This is a genomic window from Salinisphaera sp. RV14 (assembly GCF_052044135.1).
Lineage (GTDB): Bacteria > Pseudomonadota > Gammaproteobacteria > Nevskiales > Salinisphaeraceae > Salinisphaera.
Map to the genome: position 1 here is coordinate 42213 of NZ_JBQDYF010000014.1, position 12004 is coordinate 54216.

General features: G+C 67.1%; 11 protein-coding genes. 3 read left to right on the forward strand and 8 right to left on the reverse strand.

Going from position 1 to position 12004, the window contains the following annotated elements:
• Positions 1-12 precede the first annotated feature (12 nt).
• The 6 genes from pgi to pcnB all read right to left on the reverse strand — a co-directional run bounded on the left by pgi (position 13) and on the right by pcnB (position 5820).
• The gene (gene pgi, locus ACS8Y6_RS13605; protein WP_440855757.1) at positions 13-1629 is read right to left on the reverse strand and encodes a glucose-6-phosphate isomerase; all 1617 of its coding nucleotides are present in this window, start codon (positions 1627-1629) and stop codon (positions 13-15) included.
• Between the two features lie 126 nt (positions 1630-1755).
• The gene (gene panC, locus ACS8Y6_RS13610) at positions 1756-2577 is read right to left on the reverse strand and encodes a pantoate--beta-alanine ligase (protein ID WP_440848387.1); all 822 of its coding nucleotides are present in this window, start codon (positions 2575-2577) and stop codon (positions 1756-1758) included.
• 30 nt (positions 2578-2607) lie between these two features.
• Positions 2608-3444 (reverse strand): 3-methyl-2-oxobutanoate hydroxymethyltransferase, encoded by an 837-nt coding sequence (panB, locus tag ACS8Y6_RS13615; protein ID WP_440855758.1) that lies wholly within the window; start codon positions 3442-3444, stop codon positions 2608-2610.
• Between the two features lie 23 nt (positions 3445-3467).
• Entirely contained in the window at positions 3468-4097 is a 630-nt protein-coding gene (locus ACS8Y6_RS13620; protein ID WP_440855759.1) for a deoxynucleoside kinase, read from the reverse strand.
• Positions 4094-4603, reverse strand: coding sequence for a 2-amino-4-hydroxy-6-hydroxymethyldihydropteridine diphosphokinase (gene folK, locus ACS8Y6_RS13625; protein ID WP_440848210.1), 510 nt, complete (start codon positions 4601-4603; stop codon positions 4094-4096). Before folK ends, ACS8Y6_RS13620 begins: the two co-directional genes overlap by 4 nt.
• Positions 4600-5820: a polynucleotide adenylyltransferase PcnB gene (gene pcnB, locus ACS8Y6_RS13630; RefSeq protein WP_440855781.1), complete on the reverse strand. Its 1221-nt coding sequence runs from the start codon at positions 5818-5820 to the stop codon at positions 4600-4602. The genes folK and pcnB overlap by 4 nt, the downstream gene beginning before the upstream one ends.
• Positions 5821-6179: 359 nt before the next feature.
• Between pcnB and ACS8Y6_RS13635 the strand changes: the two genes are divergently transcribed.
• Positions 6180-7679, forward strand: a complete 1500-nt coding sequence (locus ACS8Y6_RS13635) for an amidase (RefSeq protein ID WP_440848209.1) — start codon at positions 6180-6182, stop codon at positions 7677-7679.
• A 9-nt stretch (positions 7680-7688) separates the two neighbouring features.
• Here the strand turns inward: ACS8Y6_RS13635 and lptG are convergent, their stop codons facing one another.
• On the reverse strand, positions 7689-8756 hold the full coding sequence (gene lptG, locus ACS8Y6_RS13640; protein ID WP_440848208.1) for an LPS export ABC transporter permease LptG: 1068 nt from the start codon (positions 8754-8756) through the stop codon (positions 7689-7691).
• Positions 8753-9844, reverse strand: a complete 1092-nt coding sequence (gene lptF, locus ACS8Y6_RS13645; RefSeq protein WP_440848207.1) for an LPS export ABC transporter permease LptF — start codon at positions 9842-9844, stop codon at positions 8753-8755. Before lptF ends, lptG begins: the two co-directional genes overlap by 4 nt.
• A 199-nt stretch (positions 9845-10043) precedes the next feature.
• On the opposite strand from lptF, the gene ACS8Y6_RS13650 reads away from it, so the two are divergent.
• Both ACS8Y6_RS13650 and ACS8Y6_RS13655 read left to right on the forward strand, forming a co-directional pair.
• Positions 10044-11549: a leucyl aminopeptidase gene (locus ACS8Y6_RS13650; RefSeq protein ID WP_440848206.1), complete on the forward strand. Its 1506-nt coding sequence runs from the start codon at positions 10044-10046 to the stop codon at positions 11547-11549.
• A gap of 19 nt (positions 11550-11568) precedes the next feature.
• Positions 11569-12003, forward strand: a complete 435-nt coding sequence (locus tag ACS8Y6_RS13655; protein WP_440848205.1) for a DNA polymerase III subunit chi — start codon at positions 11569-11571, stop codon at positions 12001-12003.
• Position 12004: the final 1 nt, after the last annotated feature.

Below are 12004 nucleotides of genomic sequence, written 5' to 3' on the forward strand. Positions count from 1 at the left end.
TCCGGGACGGGATCAGCGGTTCCAGGCGCGGCGCACGCGGGCCACGAGTGCGGCCGTCGAGCCGTCGTGCGCGGCGGCCCGCGGCTGCTCCCCCAGTTCGTCGACGATCTGGCCGGCCATGGTCTTGCCAAGCTCCACGCCCCACTGGTCGAAGCTGTTGACGTTCCAGATCACGCCCTGCACGAACACCTTGTGTTCGTAGGCGGCGATCAGGGCCCCGAGGTGATGCGCGTCGAGCGCATCGAGCAACAGCATGTTGCTCGGCCGGTTACCGTCGAACCGACGTGCGGCCAACCGGTGTTCGAGCGCGTCGCCCGCCAGCCCCTGGGCTTCGAGCTCGGCCTGCAGTGCATCGCTGTCGCGACCGCACATCAGGGCTTCGGCCTGGGCGATACAGTTAGCCACCCGCTCGCGCTCGCGCGCATCGCCGGCCGCCTCGGGCGACGACAGCGGCAGCACGAAGTCCAGATCCACCGCCGGATCGCCCTGGTGCAGCATCTGGAAATAGGCATGCTGGGCATTGGTGCCCACGCTGCCCCAGATGGTGGGCACGGTGGAAACGGTCGCCGGCTTGCCTTCGCGGGTCACCGACTTGCCGTTGGATTCCATCTCCAGTTGCTGCAGGAACGCCGGCAGCGAGGCCAGGCGCTGGGCATAGGGCACCACGCAGTGGCTCCTCAAGCCCAGGAAATTGTTGTTCCAGATACCGGTCAGCGCCAGCATCGCGGGCAGATTCTCGTCCAACGGCGCCCGGCGGAAGTGCTCGTCCATGGCATGGGCGCCGGCCAGCAGCGCTTCAAACGGTTCGGGGCCGGCCGCTAGCAGGATCGACAGGCCGACCGCGGACCACAGCGAGTAGCGACCGCCGACCCAGTCCCAGAAACCGAACATGCGCTCGATGCCGAACTCGGACACGGCCTCGGCGTTGGTGGAGACGGCCACGAAATGCTTGGCGATATCGCCCTCGCCCGCGCCGGCATCGACCAGCCACTGGCGCGCCACGCGGGCATTGGCCAGTGTTTCGGCGGTGCCGAAGGATTTGGACGTCACGATCACCAGCGTGGTGGCCGGGTCGAGGCCAGCCAGCGTGTCGTCGAGATCGGCCGGATCGACGTTGGCCACGAAATGCGGCCGCGGCCCATCGCCCGCATACAGCGCTTCGCAGATCAGGCGCGGGCCCAGGTCGGAGCCGCCGATGCCGATGTTGAGTACATCGGTGATCGGCCGGCCGGAGAAGCCGGTCCAGCGGCCGCTGCGGACCTCATCGGCGAACCCGGCCATGGCGCGGCGGACGTCGTGAACCGCTTCATCCATCGGCGCCTCGTCGGGCGCGCGCAGCGCGACGTGCCAGGCGGCCCGGTTCTCGCTGGTGTTGATGGCATGGCCGGCGAACATGTCCTCGCGCGCCTGCAATACGCCCTGCGCTTCGGCCAGTTCGAGCAGGGCCGCGCGCACGTCGTCGTCCATACGCTGCTTGGAATAGTCCAGCGTCACACCGGCCGCGGCCACGCTATAGCGCGAAGCGCGGGCTGCGTCGGCCGCAAACAGATCCAGCATCTGCTGGCTCGCGTTCTTCGCCGCCAGGGCGACGAGGTTCTTCCAACCGGGTTGGTCGAGGGGGTCGGACATCGATTCCAGCCTTTGCGCCGTTTCGGCGCGAGTCAGACGATACGAAAAGGGGCGACGACATGCGTGCCGAGAGCATCGAGACTAGCTAAAAACGGCCGTCTCAGCCAGCGCGGGCCGGCGGCCGGATCAGACCGATACGCCCATGTTGTCGATCAGGCGTGTCCGCCCGAGATACCCGGCGGCGAGTACGCGAAAATCGGTCGTGTCGGGTTCGGCCGGACCGAGATCGGCGGCACGGATCTCGAAGTAATCGGGCTCGAAACCGCCATCGACGAGCCGGGCCCAGCCACGGGCTTCCAGCCCGCGGAAATCGCGCTGCCCGGCGGCCAGCCGCTCGGCGACATCCGCGATCGCCGCCGACAGGGTCAGGGCCTGGCGGCGCTGGGTGTTGTCCAGATAATGGTTGCGCGAGGAATACGCCAGCCCGTCATCGTCACGCACGGTCGGCACGCCCTCGACCGCCACGTCCATGCACAGATCGGCGACCATGCGCTTGATCACGGCGAGTTGTTGGTAGTCCTTTTCGCCGAAGAAGGCCGCATCGGGATGCACGATATTGAACAGCTTGTTCACCACCGTGGCCACGCCGCGGAAATGCCCCGGCCGGCTGCGCCCGCACAGGATCTCGGTGATGCCCGAGACCTCCACCGTCGTGGCACTGCCGCCATCCGGATACATTTCGTCGACGCCGGGCACGAACACGGCATCGACGCCGGCATGAACGAGCGCGGCGCGATCGGCATCGAAGGTGCGCGGATAGCTCGCCAGGTCCTCGTTCGGCCCGAACTGCAGCGGATTGACGAAGATGCTCGCGATCACCCGGTCGCAGCGCGCGCGCGCGGCGGCCACCAGGGCCAGATGGCCGGCGTGGAGATTGCCCATGGTCGGCACCAGGCCGACCGTCTCGGAGCCGGCACGCCACTGGCGCACCGCATCGATGGTATTCAGGACTTGCATGGACGATCCCATCCCGGGAACCTATTTGAAACCGTGCTCCGGCGCCGGGTAGCGGCGATCCTTGACCGCGGCGACATAGTCGGCGGTGGCGGTATCCAGGCCATCCGCGTCCTGCATGAAGTTCTTCACGAAACGCGGTTTCTTGCCCGGCGACAACCCCAGGATGTCGTAGATCACCAGGATCTGGCCGTCGGTATCCGGCCCGGCACCGATACCGATGACCGGCACCCCGGCCTCGGCCGTGATCCGCGCGGCCAGCGACGAAGGCACGCACTCCAGCAGCAACAGATCGGCACCCGCCTGCTCCAGCAGCCGGGCATCCCGGCACATGGCCTCGGCTGCGGCCTCGTCGCGCCCCTGGACCTTGAACCCGCCCAGCTTGTGTACCAATTGCGGGCGCAGGCCGAGATGCGCACAGACCGGCACGCCGTAGGTGGCCAGATGCTCGATGGTGTCGGCGATCTCGGCGCCGCCCTCGATCTTGACCATCTTGGCGTCGCCCTCGGCCATCAGCCGGTGGGCGCCGGCAAGCGCGGCGTGCTTGGTGGCATAGGACAGAAACGGCAGATCGGTCATCACGAAGGCCCGTTCCAGGCCAGCCGCGGTGATGCGGCTGTGATAGACCATGTCGTCCATCGACACGCCGACCGTGGTCGTCGCGCCCTGGATCACCATACCGAGGCTGTCGCCGACCAACACCACGTCGACGCCCGCGCGATCCTCGAGTGCGGCGAAGCTGGCGTCATAGGCCGTCAGGCAGGCGATTTTCTCGCCCTCGGCCTTCATCGTCGCCAGATCGCCCAGCGTCAACGGCTTGCGGGTCTGCTGCTGCAGATGCGGATAAGGACTGGTATTCATGGCGCGGACTATAGCATCGGCGCCTATGTCTGCGGCAGGGATTGCACCGTCACGGGGCGCTCCAAGGCCGAAAGCAGGGCCCGATAATCGGCGTCGTTACCGACCAGGTCCATGGCCTCGGCATCGACGCGAACCAGGCGCGTGGCGTCGTAGGTCGCGAAATGCGCGCGATACGCCGATACCACACGGGCGAGATAATCCCGTTCCAGATTCGCTTCGGCCGGCCGCCCGCGCCTGGCGATGCGTGCCATGAGCGTGTCGAGCGGCGCATCCAGATAGATCACACAGTCCGGCCGCGGCGCCTGCCACGCCAGCCGGGCGTAAATATCCTCGTACAACGCCAGCTCCGGGCCGGACAGCGTCAGCCGGGCGAACAACGGATCCTTGTCGAACATGAAGTCGGCGACGCAGCCGCCGCCGAACAGATCCGACTGGCGCAGCGAATCGACCTGGCGGGCGCGCTGCAGCAAAAAGAACAACTGGGCCGGCAAGGCATGCGCGGCCGGATTGTCATAGAAATCGCCGAGAAACGGATTGTCGTCCGGGGCCTCGTCGAGCAGCCCGGCGTCCAGATCCGCCGCCAGCCGGCCGGCCAGCGTCGATTTGCCGACGCCGATGGGGCCTTCGATGGCGATATAGCGTCCGGCTTTCATCGCGTTCTCGGCCACGGCTGCACGTCGTCGCAGTGCACATCCCGCAGGCAATCGACGACGCGGCCATGTGAACCGAGCACGAGCGCCGGCGCGATCTCGGCCAGCGGCACCAGTACGAAGGCGCGCCGGTGGGCGCGCGGGTGCGGCAGCACCAGATCCGCGGCGTCGAGCCGGCGCTCGTCGTAGGCGAGGATATCCAGATCGAGCGTGCGCGGGCCCCAGCGCACCTCGCGCACTCGATCGTGCGCGGCCTCGACCGCCTGCAGCGCCTGCAACAGGGCGCGCGGCGCCAGATCCGTGGCCAGCGCGGCGGCGGCATTGCAGAACATGGGTTGACCGGACGGGCCACCCACCGGTGCGGTGCGATAGAACGACGATACGGCAAGCAGCGCCACGCCTGGAGTCGCGCCCAGTGCGTCGAGCGCGCGCTCGATCTGGTCGGCCGGATCGTCCAGATTACTGCCGAGGCCGATCCAGGCGACATGCCGGCCGGCCGACCGGGTCACGACGAATCGGCCGCCGCGGACTTGCGCGGGCGCCCGCCGCGACGCTTGCGTCGGCGCGCCCCGGCGCCCGACGCCGGCTTGGGCGTGGATGGATCGTCCTGCATCACGGTCCACCATTCGGCCAGTTCCGGCTCGACTTCGCCGACCTCGGCCCGCAGCAGCAGAAAATCATAAGCGGCACGAAAACGCGGATGCGGGATCAGGCGCTCGGGATGACGCCCGCGAATCTTGTGAAAGCGCGGCTGCAACTGCCAGATCTCGCGCATGGGGATGGAAAACCGCTTGGGAATCGCCACGCGCTGGATCTGTCGCGAAACCACCTGCGACTGGGCGCTGGCCAGCGCCGGCGCCGGCGGCATGCCCTCACGCTCGAGATTGGCCGCGCCTTCACGCACGGCCGGCCAGAGCAGCGCGGCGAAGATAAACGCAGGCGTGACCGGCTTGCCCGCTTCGATGCGGGCCGCCGTGTTGGCAATCGCTTTTTCGATCAACGCCTCGCTGGCCGCGCCCGCCGGCGATTCGATCACGGCCATGGTGTCGGCGAACAGCGGGCGCAGCAGATCGTAGTGGCGCAGCATGCGATAGACCTTGGGGCCCGACGGATGCATGAGCAGCTTGAGCACTTCGTCGAACATGCGCGCCGAGGGCACGTCGGCCAGCAACTCGATCATGTCGGCCGGCGGCTCGGCCGCCGGGTCGAGCGCCAGATCCAGCTTGGCCGCGATGCGCACCGCGCGAATCATGCGCACCGGATCCTCGCGGTAGCGCACGCGCGCCTCGCCGATCAGCCGCAGGCGGCGTGCCTTGATGTCGGCCAGGCCATCGACATAGTCGTAGATGCAATGGTCGGCGATATCCAGATACAGACCGTTGATGGCGAAATCGCGTCGGCGCGCATCCTCGGCGATCGAGCCGAACACATTGTCGCGCAGCACGCGCCCGGCGTCGTCGAGTTCGCGCGCATCCTCGGTGTCGGCATTGGCCGGATCGGCACGGAAGGTGGAAACCTCGACGATCTCGCGCCCGAAGCGCACATGACAGATCTGGAAACGGCGCCCGATCAGTCGCGCCTTGCGGCCGAACACCTCGACCACCGCCTCCGGCTCCGCATCCGTGGAGACGTCGAAATCCTTGGGCGCCACGCCCAGCAGGAGGTCGCGTACCGCGCCGCCCACGAGGCACGCGCGGTAGCCCGCCGCGTGCAGTCCGTCGAGCACGGACAATGCCGCCTCGCTGATGTCGCCACGCGTGATGCCGTGCTCGTCCGGCTCGACCTTTCTTACTTCGTTAATGAATCTGCCCCAGTGCGCTCAATGGTTCATTCGATGAGTTCAGGGTCCGGCGTGTCATGGGAAACCGCGCCAACGACCGCGTGCCCGCCGGACCAGACGCGGCGAGCCTAACGCAGCGAGTTTACATGAGCGAACCGCAACGCTGAATTGTGCGCTCGCCCCGGCTGCGTACGACAGCCGCCCGCGCCGCCCCCGTGTCAAGTATCGGCCGCGGGCGGTAACGTATGCCGCAGCACACGGCGCGTCGCTCTGCCAGCGCCATTCGACTCCTGCAAGGACTGCCCATGGATCATCGCGACTATGTCCGCCACGACGCAACCGCTCTCGCCGACTTGATCGCGCGCGGTGAAGTGTCTGCCACCGAGGTCGTTTCGGCCGCGCGCCATCGCCTGGAGGCCGTCGACCCCACACTCAACTGCGTGGTTCGCCGCATGGACGAGATCGCCGACCAGCGCGCGCTGGCCACGGTATCCGGCCCGTTCGCGCAGGTCCCGTTCCTGATCAAGGACCTGTTCCAGAACTATGCCGGCGTCCCCACCACCTATGGCAACGCGGCACTCAAGCGCATCGGCTACAAGCCGCCGGTGCATGCCGAGGTCGTGCGACGATTCATCGCCGCCGGGGTCAATATCCTCGGCAAGACCAACACCCCGGAGTTCGGCGCCAAGGGCATCACCGAACCGGAAGCCAACGGGCCGACGCGCAATCCCTGGAATACCGCCCATACGCCCGGCGGTTCCTCGGGCGGCTCGGCCGCCGCGGTCGCGGCCGGCGTGGTGCCGATGGCCGGCGCCAACGACGGCGGCGGCTCGATTCGAATACCGGCCGCCTGCTGCGGTTTGTTCGGCCTCAAGCCCGGCCGGGCCCGCGTGCCGGGCGGCCCCGACCATACCGACATGATGCACGGCGCCGCCGTGGATCATGTGATCAGCCGCTCCGTGCGCGACAGCGCGGCCATGCTGGACGCCATCGCCGGCTACGAACCGGGGGCGATCGTGCGCATCGAGAGCCCGCCGATGCCCTATCGCCAGGCCATCGAGCGCGATCCCGGGCGATTGCGTATCGGCGTGATGGACAGCTCGCCACTGGGCCACCCGCTGCATCCCGAAGTCGGCACGGCCCTGACCCGGACCATCCAATGCCTGACCGACCTGGGCCACGAGGTCGAGCCGGCCGCCCCCGAGCTCGACGGCGCCCGGCTGTGCCAGGATTTTCTGTCCATGTGGTTCGTGCAGATGGCGCGCGTGGTGGACGAGGTGCGCGCGCTGACCGGGGCCCGCGCCAGTGAATTCGAACTCGACACGCGCGCGATGGCGCATCTCGGCCGCAGCCTGTCAGCCATCGAGTACAGCCGGCTGCACGGCCGCTGGCTGGGCTACCGCCAGGCGCTGGCCGCCTTTCACGCCGATTACGACCTGCTGCTCACGCCCACCCTGGCCAGCCCGCCGGTGGCGATCGGCGAACTGGCCACCCCGGGCTGGCAACACGCCGCGCTCAGGCCCCTGCTGCACATGCCCAGCGCCCGGGCGTTGCTGGCCTCGGGTATCGTCGACCGGATGGCGCACGAGAACCTGCGCCATGTACCGTTCACCCAGCTCGCCAACCTGACCGGCACGCCCGCCATGTCGGTACCGCTGCATGTCAGCGACGCCGGCCTGCCGATCGGCAGCCAGTTCGTCGGCCCGCCCGGCGGCGAGATGTTGCTGTTCCAGCTGGCCGCCCAGATCGAGCGGGCCGCGCCCTGGTTCGACCGGCTGCCCCGGATCGCCGGCATCGACCCGTGATCGGCGATATCAGTTCAGCCGATGCATCCAATACCCGGTGCCCCCGGCCAGCAGGACGGTCGGCAGACTGGCCGCGATCCATGGCGGAATGCCGTAGACCGGCCCGGTCGAAGCCACGATCTCGTTGACCAGAAAGAACAACAGACCGGTCAGGCCGCCCATGAACAGCCGCTGCCCGGCACTGGCGCTGCGCAGCGAACCGAAGGCGAACGGCAAGGCGAAAATCACCAGGACCCAGACGGTGAACGGCGTGACGATGTTGCGCCAGAGCGCGAGTTTGTAGTCGTCCGCGTTGATGTCATTGGCGTCGAGGTAGTTGATGTACTGCCACAGGCCATAGGACGACAACTCGTCCGGCTGGGTGACCGCAAGCTCGAGCGTCTCCGGCTTGATCGCGATGGGCAGCGACATCTGCGGCGGGGATGCGGTCCGGCTGTGCCGCAGCGCCAGATGTGTGATCCGCGGCTGGTCGATGATCAGGTTCTGTCCGTCGACATGCGCCCGATCAGCCGCCACCGCCAGTTGCAGCTGGCCGTCGCCGTTCAGGCGATAGACATCGAGCCCCTGGATACGCCCGCCCGGCAGCACCGAATCGATGCGCAGGACATAGCCGTTGCTGCGCAGCCACAAGCCGTTGTCGACCGAGCGCCCCGCTTCGCCGTGGCGTGCCTTGTCGCGCAGCATGGTCGCATTCTGCACCCCGATCGGCGCCGCCAGCTCGCCGAGCACGACCGTGATCACGGCCAGGATGAAACCGGCGATTCCCACCGACACGGCCAGCCGCTTCATCGACACGCCGGCGCTGCGGATCACCACCAGCTCGCTGCCGGCTGCCAACGCACCGAGTGCCAGCAGCGCGCCGAGCAGCGAGACCACCGGCATCACGAAGGCAAGCCGCTCGGGCAGCATGAGCACGCACCAGACCAGGATCTTGGCCAGTCCCCAGCTGCCCTGTCCAATGTTGTCCACTTCGCCGATGAACAGCATCAGCGACAGCAGCGCGGCGATCACCGCCACCACCATGCCGGTTGCGGCCAGGATGGTGCGTGCAATGTAGCGATCGATGATCCGGATCATGCCGCGCCCCCGCCGCGCCGCCGTGGCCAGCCGCTTTCACGCGCGATCAGAACCACGGCGATGGCGAACACCACACCATGCACCCACCATTCGCCGATGACGGGCGGCAGCAGGCTGCTCTCGATCGCCTGGCCGGACAGCCGTACGAGATTGAGATAAATCACGAAGAACAGAATGCCCACGATCACGCGCCCGTAGCGCCCTGCCCGCGGCGGCACCCGGCCGATGGGCAACGCGATCAGCGCCAGGATGAAAATCGACAATGGCACGGAAATCCGCGTCTGCCACTTGGAAATCGCCTTGCCCCGGTCGCTCTGCATCAGGGTGAGTGTGGACTTGGCGTCATAGTCGTTATCCTTGAGCGCGCGCGCCGGCGACAGGCGGATGCCGTGCTTGTCGAAGTGAATGATGCGATAGTCCGCATCGCCCGGCACCCCTTCGTAGCGCCACCCGTCGGAGAGCACCAGGGTCACCGCGTGCTCGTCATTGACGCTCTGGCGCGCCGTGCTGGCCGTCACGATCGTCTGGCGGTCGCGGCCCTGGTGTTTTGACAGCACGCGCACGAACACGTGGTGCAACCGCCCCTGGGCGTCGCGGCTCTCGGCGTAGAACGACACCCGGCCGCCGTCGAAGCTGGCAAAACGCCCCGGCGTAACCGACTGCACCGCGTTGGCCGCGGTCTGCGCGCCCAGCCGATTGATCTCGCGCTGCGCATGCGGCGCGACGATAATCGACATCGTGCCCGCAAACAGGGCAATCAGCGCGGCGACCGTCAGAAACGGACGGTAGATGACCGCAAGGCCCACGCCGCCGGCCATGAGCGCAGCCATCTCGTTATCCCGGCACAACCGGCCGACCACGAGCATGATGGCCAGCAGGACCGAAATCGGCATGACGATATCGAGGTTGCTCACCACGCTGAGCGCGGCCAGCGTGGCGACCGTGTCCACCGGCACCTGGCCGGCCGCGGCATCGCCGATGTAGCGCGACAACCCGATTCCGAGGGTCAGGAATACGAGCACCGCGGTAATCACCAGCCAGGTTTTGGCGGTCTCCCCGAACAGGTGCCTGAAAATCACACTAGGCATGAATGGCCAAACTCGCACAACAGAGGGAATGTTTCATTTGGCAGCGGTGACCACGTCGGGGGTGATTTTTTCGAAAATTTATGTAGACTTCGCGCTTTCGAATCATTTGATCAGGCCCTAAGCGCTTCATTTGCAGGTTCACGGAACGGTTGAGGCGCGCCACCACAACTCAGGATTATCGGCTTTGCAGGAGCAACGCATGGAATATCTCGTAAAGAGCGGCAGCCCCGAAAAACAGCGGGTCGGCTGTGTAATCGTCGGTATCTTCGACCGCCGCAAGCCTTCCACGCAAGCCGAGGCTCTGGACGTGGCGAGTGGTGGACTGATCGCCTCCGTCATGCGGCGCGGCGACATGGACGGCAAGCTGGGGCAGACCACGCTGCTGCACGGTCTGGATGACCTGTTCTGCGATCGTATCCTGCTGGTGGGATGCGGCAAGGAACGCGATTTCAATACGCGCGCCTACCAGAAGGCCTGCGCGGCCGCCGCCGCCGAACTCGACACCATGGGCGGTGTCGATGCGGCCTTCTACCTCACCGAACTCAATGTGCGCGGTCGCGACGACTTCGGCTGGAGCGTCAAGCAGGCCCTGCTCACCGTCGAGGACGCGTTCTATCGCTTCGAGGCCTGCAAGGGCCCCCGCTTCGAGAAGCACAGCCGCAAGCTGTCGCGCCTGGTGTTCCAGGTGCCGCGCCGCTCCGATCTGCCGGCGGCCGAGCGCGGCGTGAACGAAGGCGTGGCCACGGCCAACGGCGTGAAAATGGCCAAGGATCTGGCCAACATGCCGGGCAACATCTGCACGCCGACCTATCTCGCCGAACAGGCCACCGCCCTGTCCGAGCGCAGCCCGGGCGTGAAAACGCAGGTGCTCGAGGAAGCCGACATGGAAGCGCTCGGCATGGGCGCGCTGCTGGGTGTCTCGCGTGGCTCGAGCCAGCCGGCCAAGTTCATCGTCATGGAATACATGAACGGCACCAAGAGCGACAAGCCGACGGTACTGGTCGGCAAGGGCGTGACCTTCGATGCCGGCGGCATCAGCCTCAAGCCGGGCGCGGCCATGGACGAAATGAAGTACGACATGGGCGGTGCGGCGAGCGTGTTCGGGGCGATGGAGGCGGCCGTCGAGCTGGAACTGCCGATCAACCTGGTGGGCGTGATCGCCGCCACCGAGAACCTGCCGGACGGCAACGCCTACAAGCCGGGCGACATCCTCACCAGCATGTCGGGCCAGACCATCGAAATCCTCAACACCGACGCCGAGGGCCGTCTGGCGCTGGCCGACGCGCTGACCTACGTCGAACGCAACTACGACGCCGATGCCGTGGTGGACATGGCCACGCTGACCGGCGCGGCGGTGGTCGCACTGGGCCATCATGCCTCCGCGCTGTACGGCAACAACAGCCCGCTGCGACGCGCCCTGCGCGATGCCGGCGAAACGGTCGGCGATCGCGCCTGGCCCATGCCGCTGTGGGAGGATTACCAGTCGGATCTGGATTCCAACTTCGCCGACATGGCCAACGTCGGCGGCCGCGCTGGCGGCTCGATCACCGCAGCGAGCTTCCTGCATCGCTTTGCACGCAAGCTGCGCTGGGCGCATCTGGACATCGCCGGCACGGCCTGGAAATCGGGCAAGGAAAAAGGCGCGACCGGCCGCCCGGTGGGCCTGCTCACGCAGTACCTGATCGACCGCGCACAACAGGGCTGACGGAACGCGGACACACCTGATGACCGAAGTCTTCTTCTACATTCTGGAAGACGGCGCCGCGGATGCCGCGGCGCAATTCGCCTGCCGGCTCACCGAGAAGGCACACAGCGAAGGCCATCGGGTGTTCATCCACGTCGCGGACGCCGAACAGGCGAACGCGCTCGATGAGCTGCTCTGGCGATTCCGCCAGGGCAGTTTCGTCCCGCATGTCACGGCCGAAGCGCTGGCAGCGGACGATGATCTCACGCCGGTGGTCATCGGTACCGGCGAACCTCCCGTCGGCTTCGACGATATGCTGATCAACGTCGGCGGCGAGGTCGGCGGCTTCTTTTCGCGTTTCGCCCGCCACAACGAAGTCGTTGGCCCCGAGGCGATGGCCGCTGCACGCCGGCAATACCGTTTTTTCAAGGATCGCGGCTACCCGTTGACCACGCACAAGATCGCGGCCCGTTGAG

Bases quoted from the DNA above. Each gene is read 5' to 3' on its own strand.
- pgi (WP_440855757.1), bottom strand. From the start codon at position 1,629: ATGTCCGACCCCCTCGACCAACCCGGTTGGAAGAACCTCGTCGCCCTG.
- panB (WP_440855758.1), bottom strand. From the start codon at position 3,444: ATGAATACCAGTCCTTATCCGCATCTGCAGCAGCAGACCCGCAAGCCG.
- ACS8Y6_RS13620 (WP_440855759.1), bottom strand. From the start codon at position 4,097: ATGAAAGCCGGACGCTATATCGCCATCGAAGGCCCCATCGGCGTCGGC.
- ACS8Y6_RS13635 (WP_440848209.1), top strand. From the start codon at position 6,180: ATGGATCATCGCGACTATGTCCGCCACGACGCAACCGCTCTCGCCGAC.
- lptG (WP_440848208.1), bottom strand. From the start codon at position 8,756: ATGATCCGGATCATCGATCGCTACATTGCACGCACCATCCTGGCCGCA.
- lptF (WP_440848207.1), bottom strand. From the start codon at position 9,844: ATGCCTAGTGTGATTTTCAGGCACCTGTTCGGGGAGACCGCCAAAACC.
- ACS8Y6_RS13650 (WP_440848206.1), top strand. From the start codon at position 10,044: ATGGAATATCTCGTAAAGAGCGGCAGCCCCGAAAAACAGCGGGTCGGC.
- ACS8Y6_RS13655 (WP_440848205.1), top strand. From the start codon at position 11,569: ATGACCGAAGTCTTCTTCTACATTCTGGAAGACGGCGCCGCGGATGCC.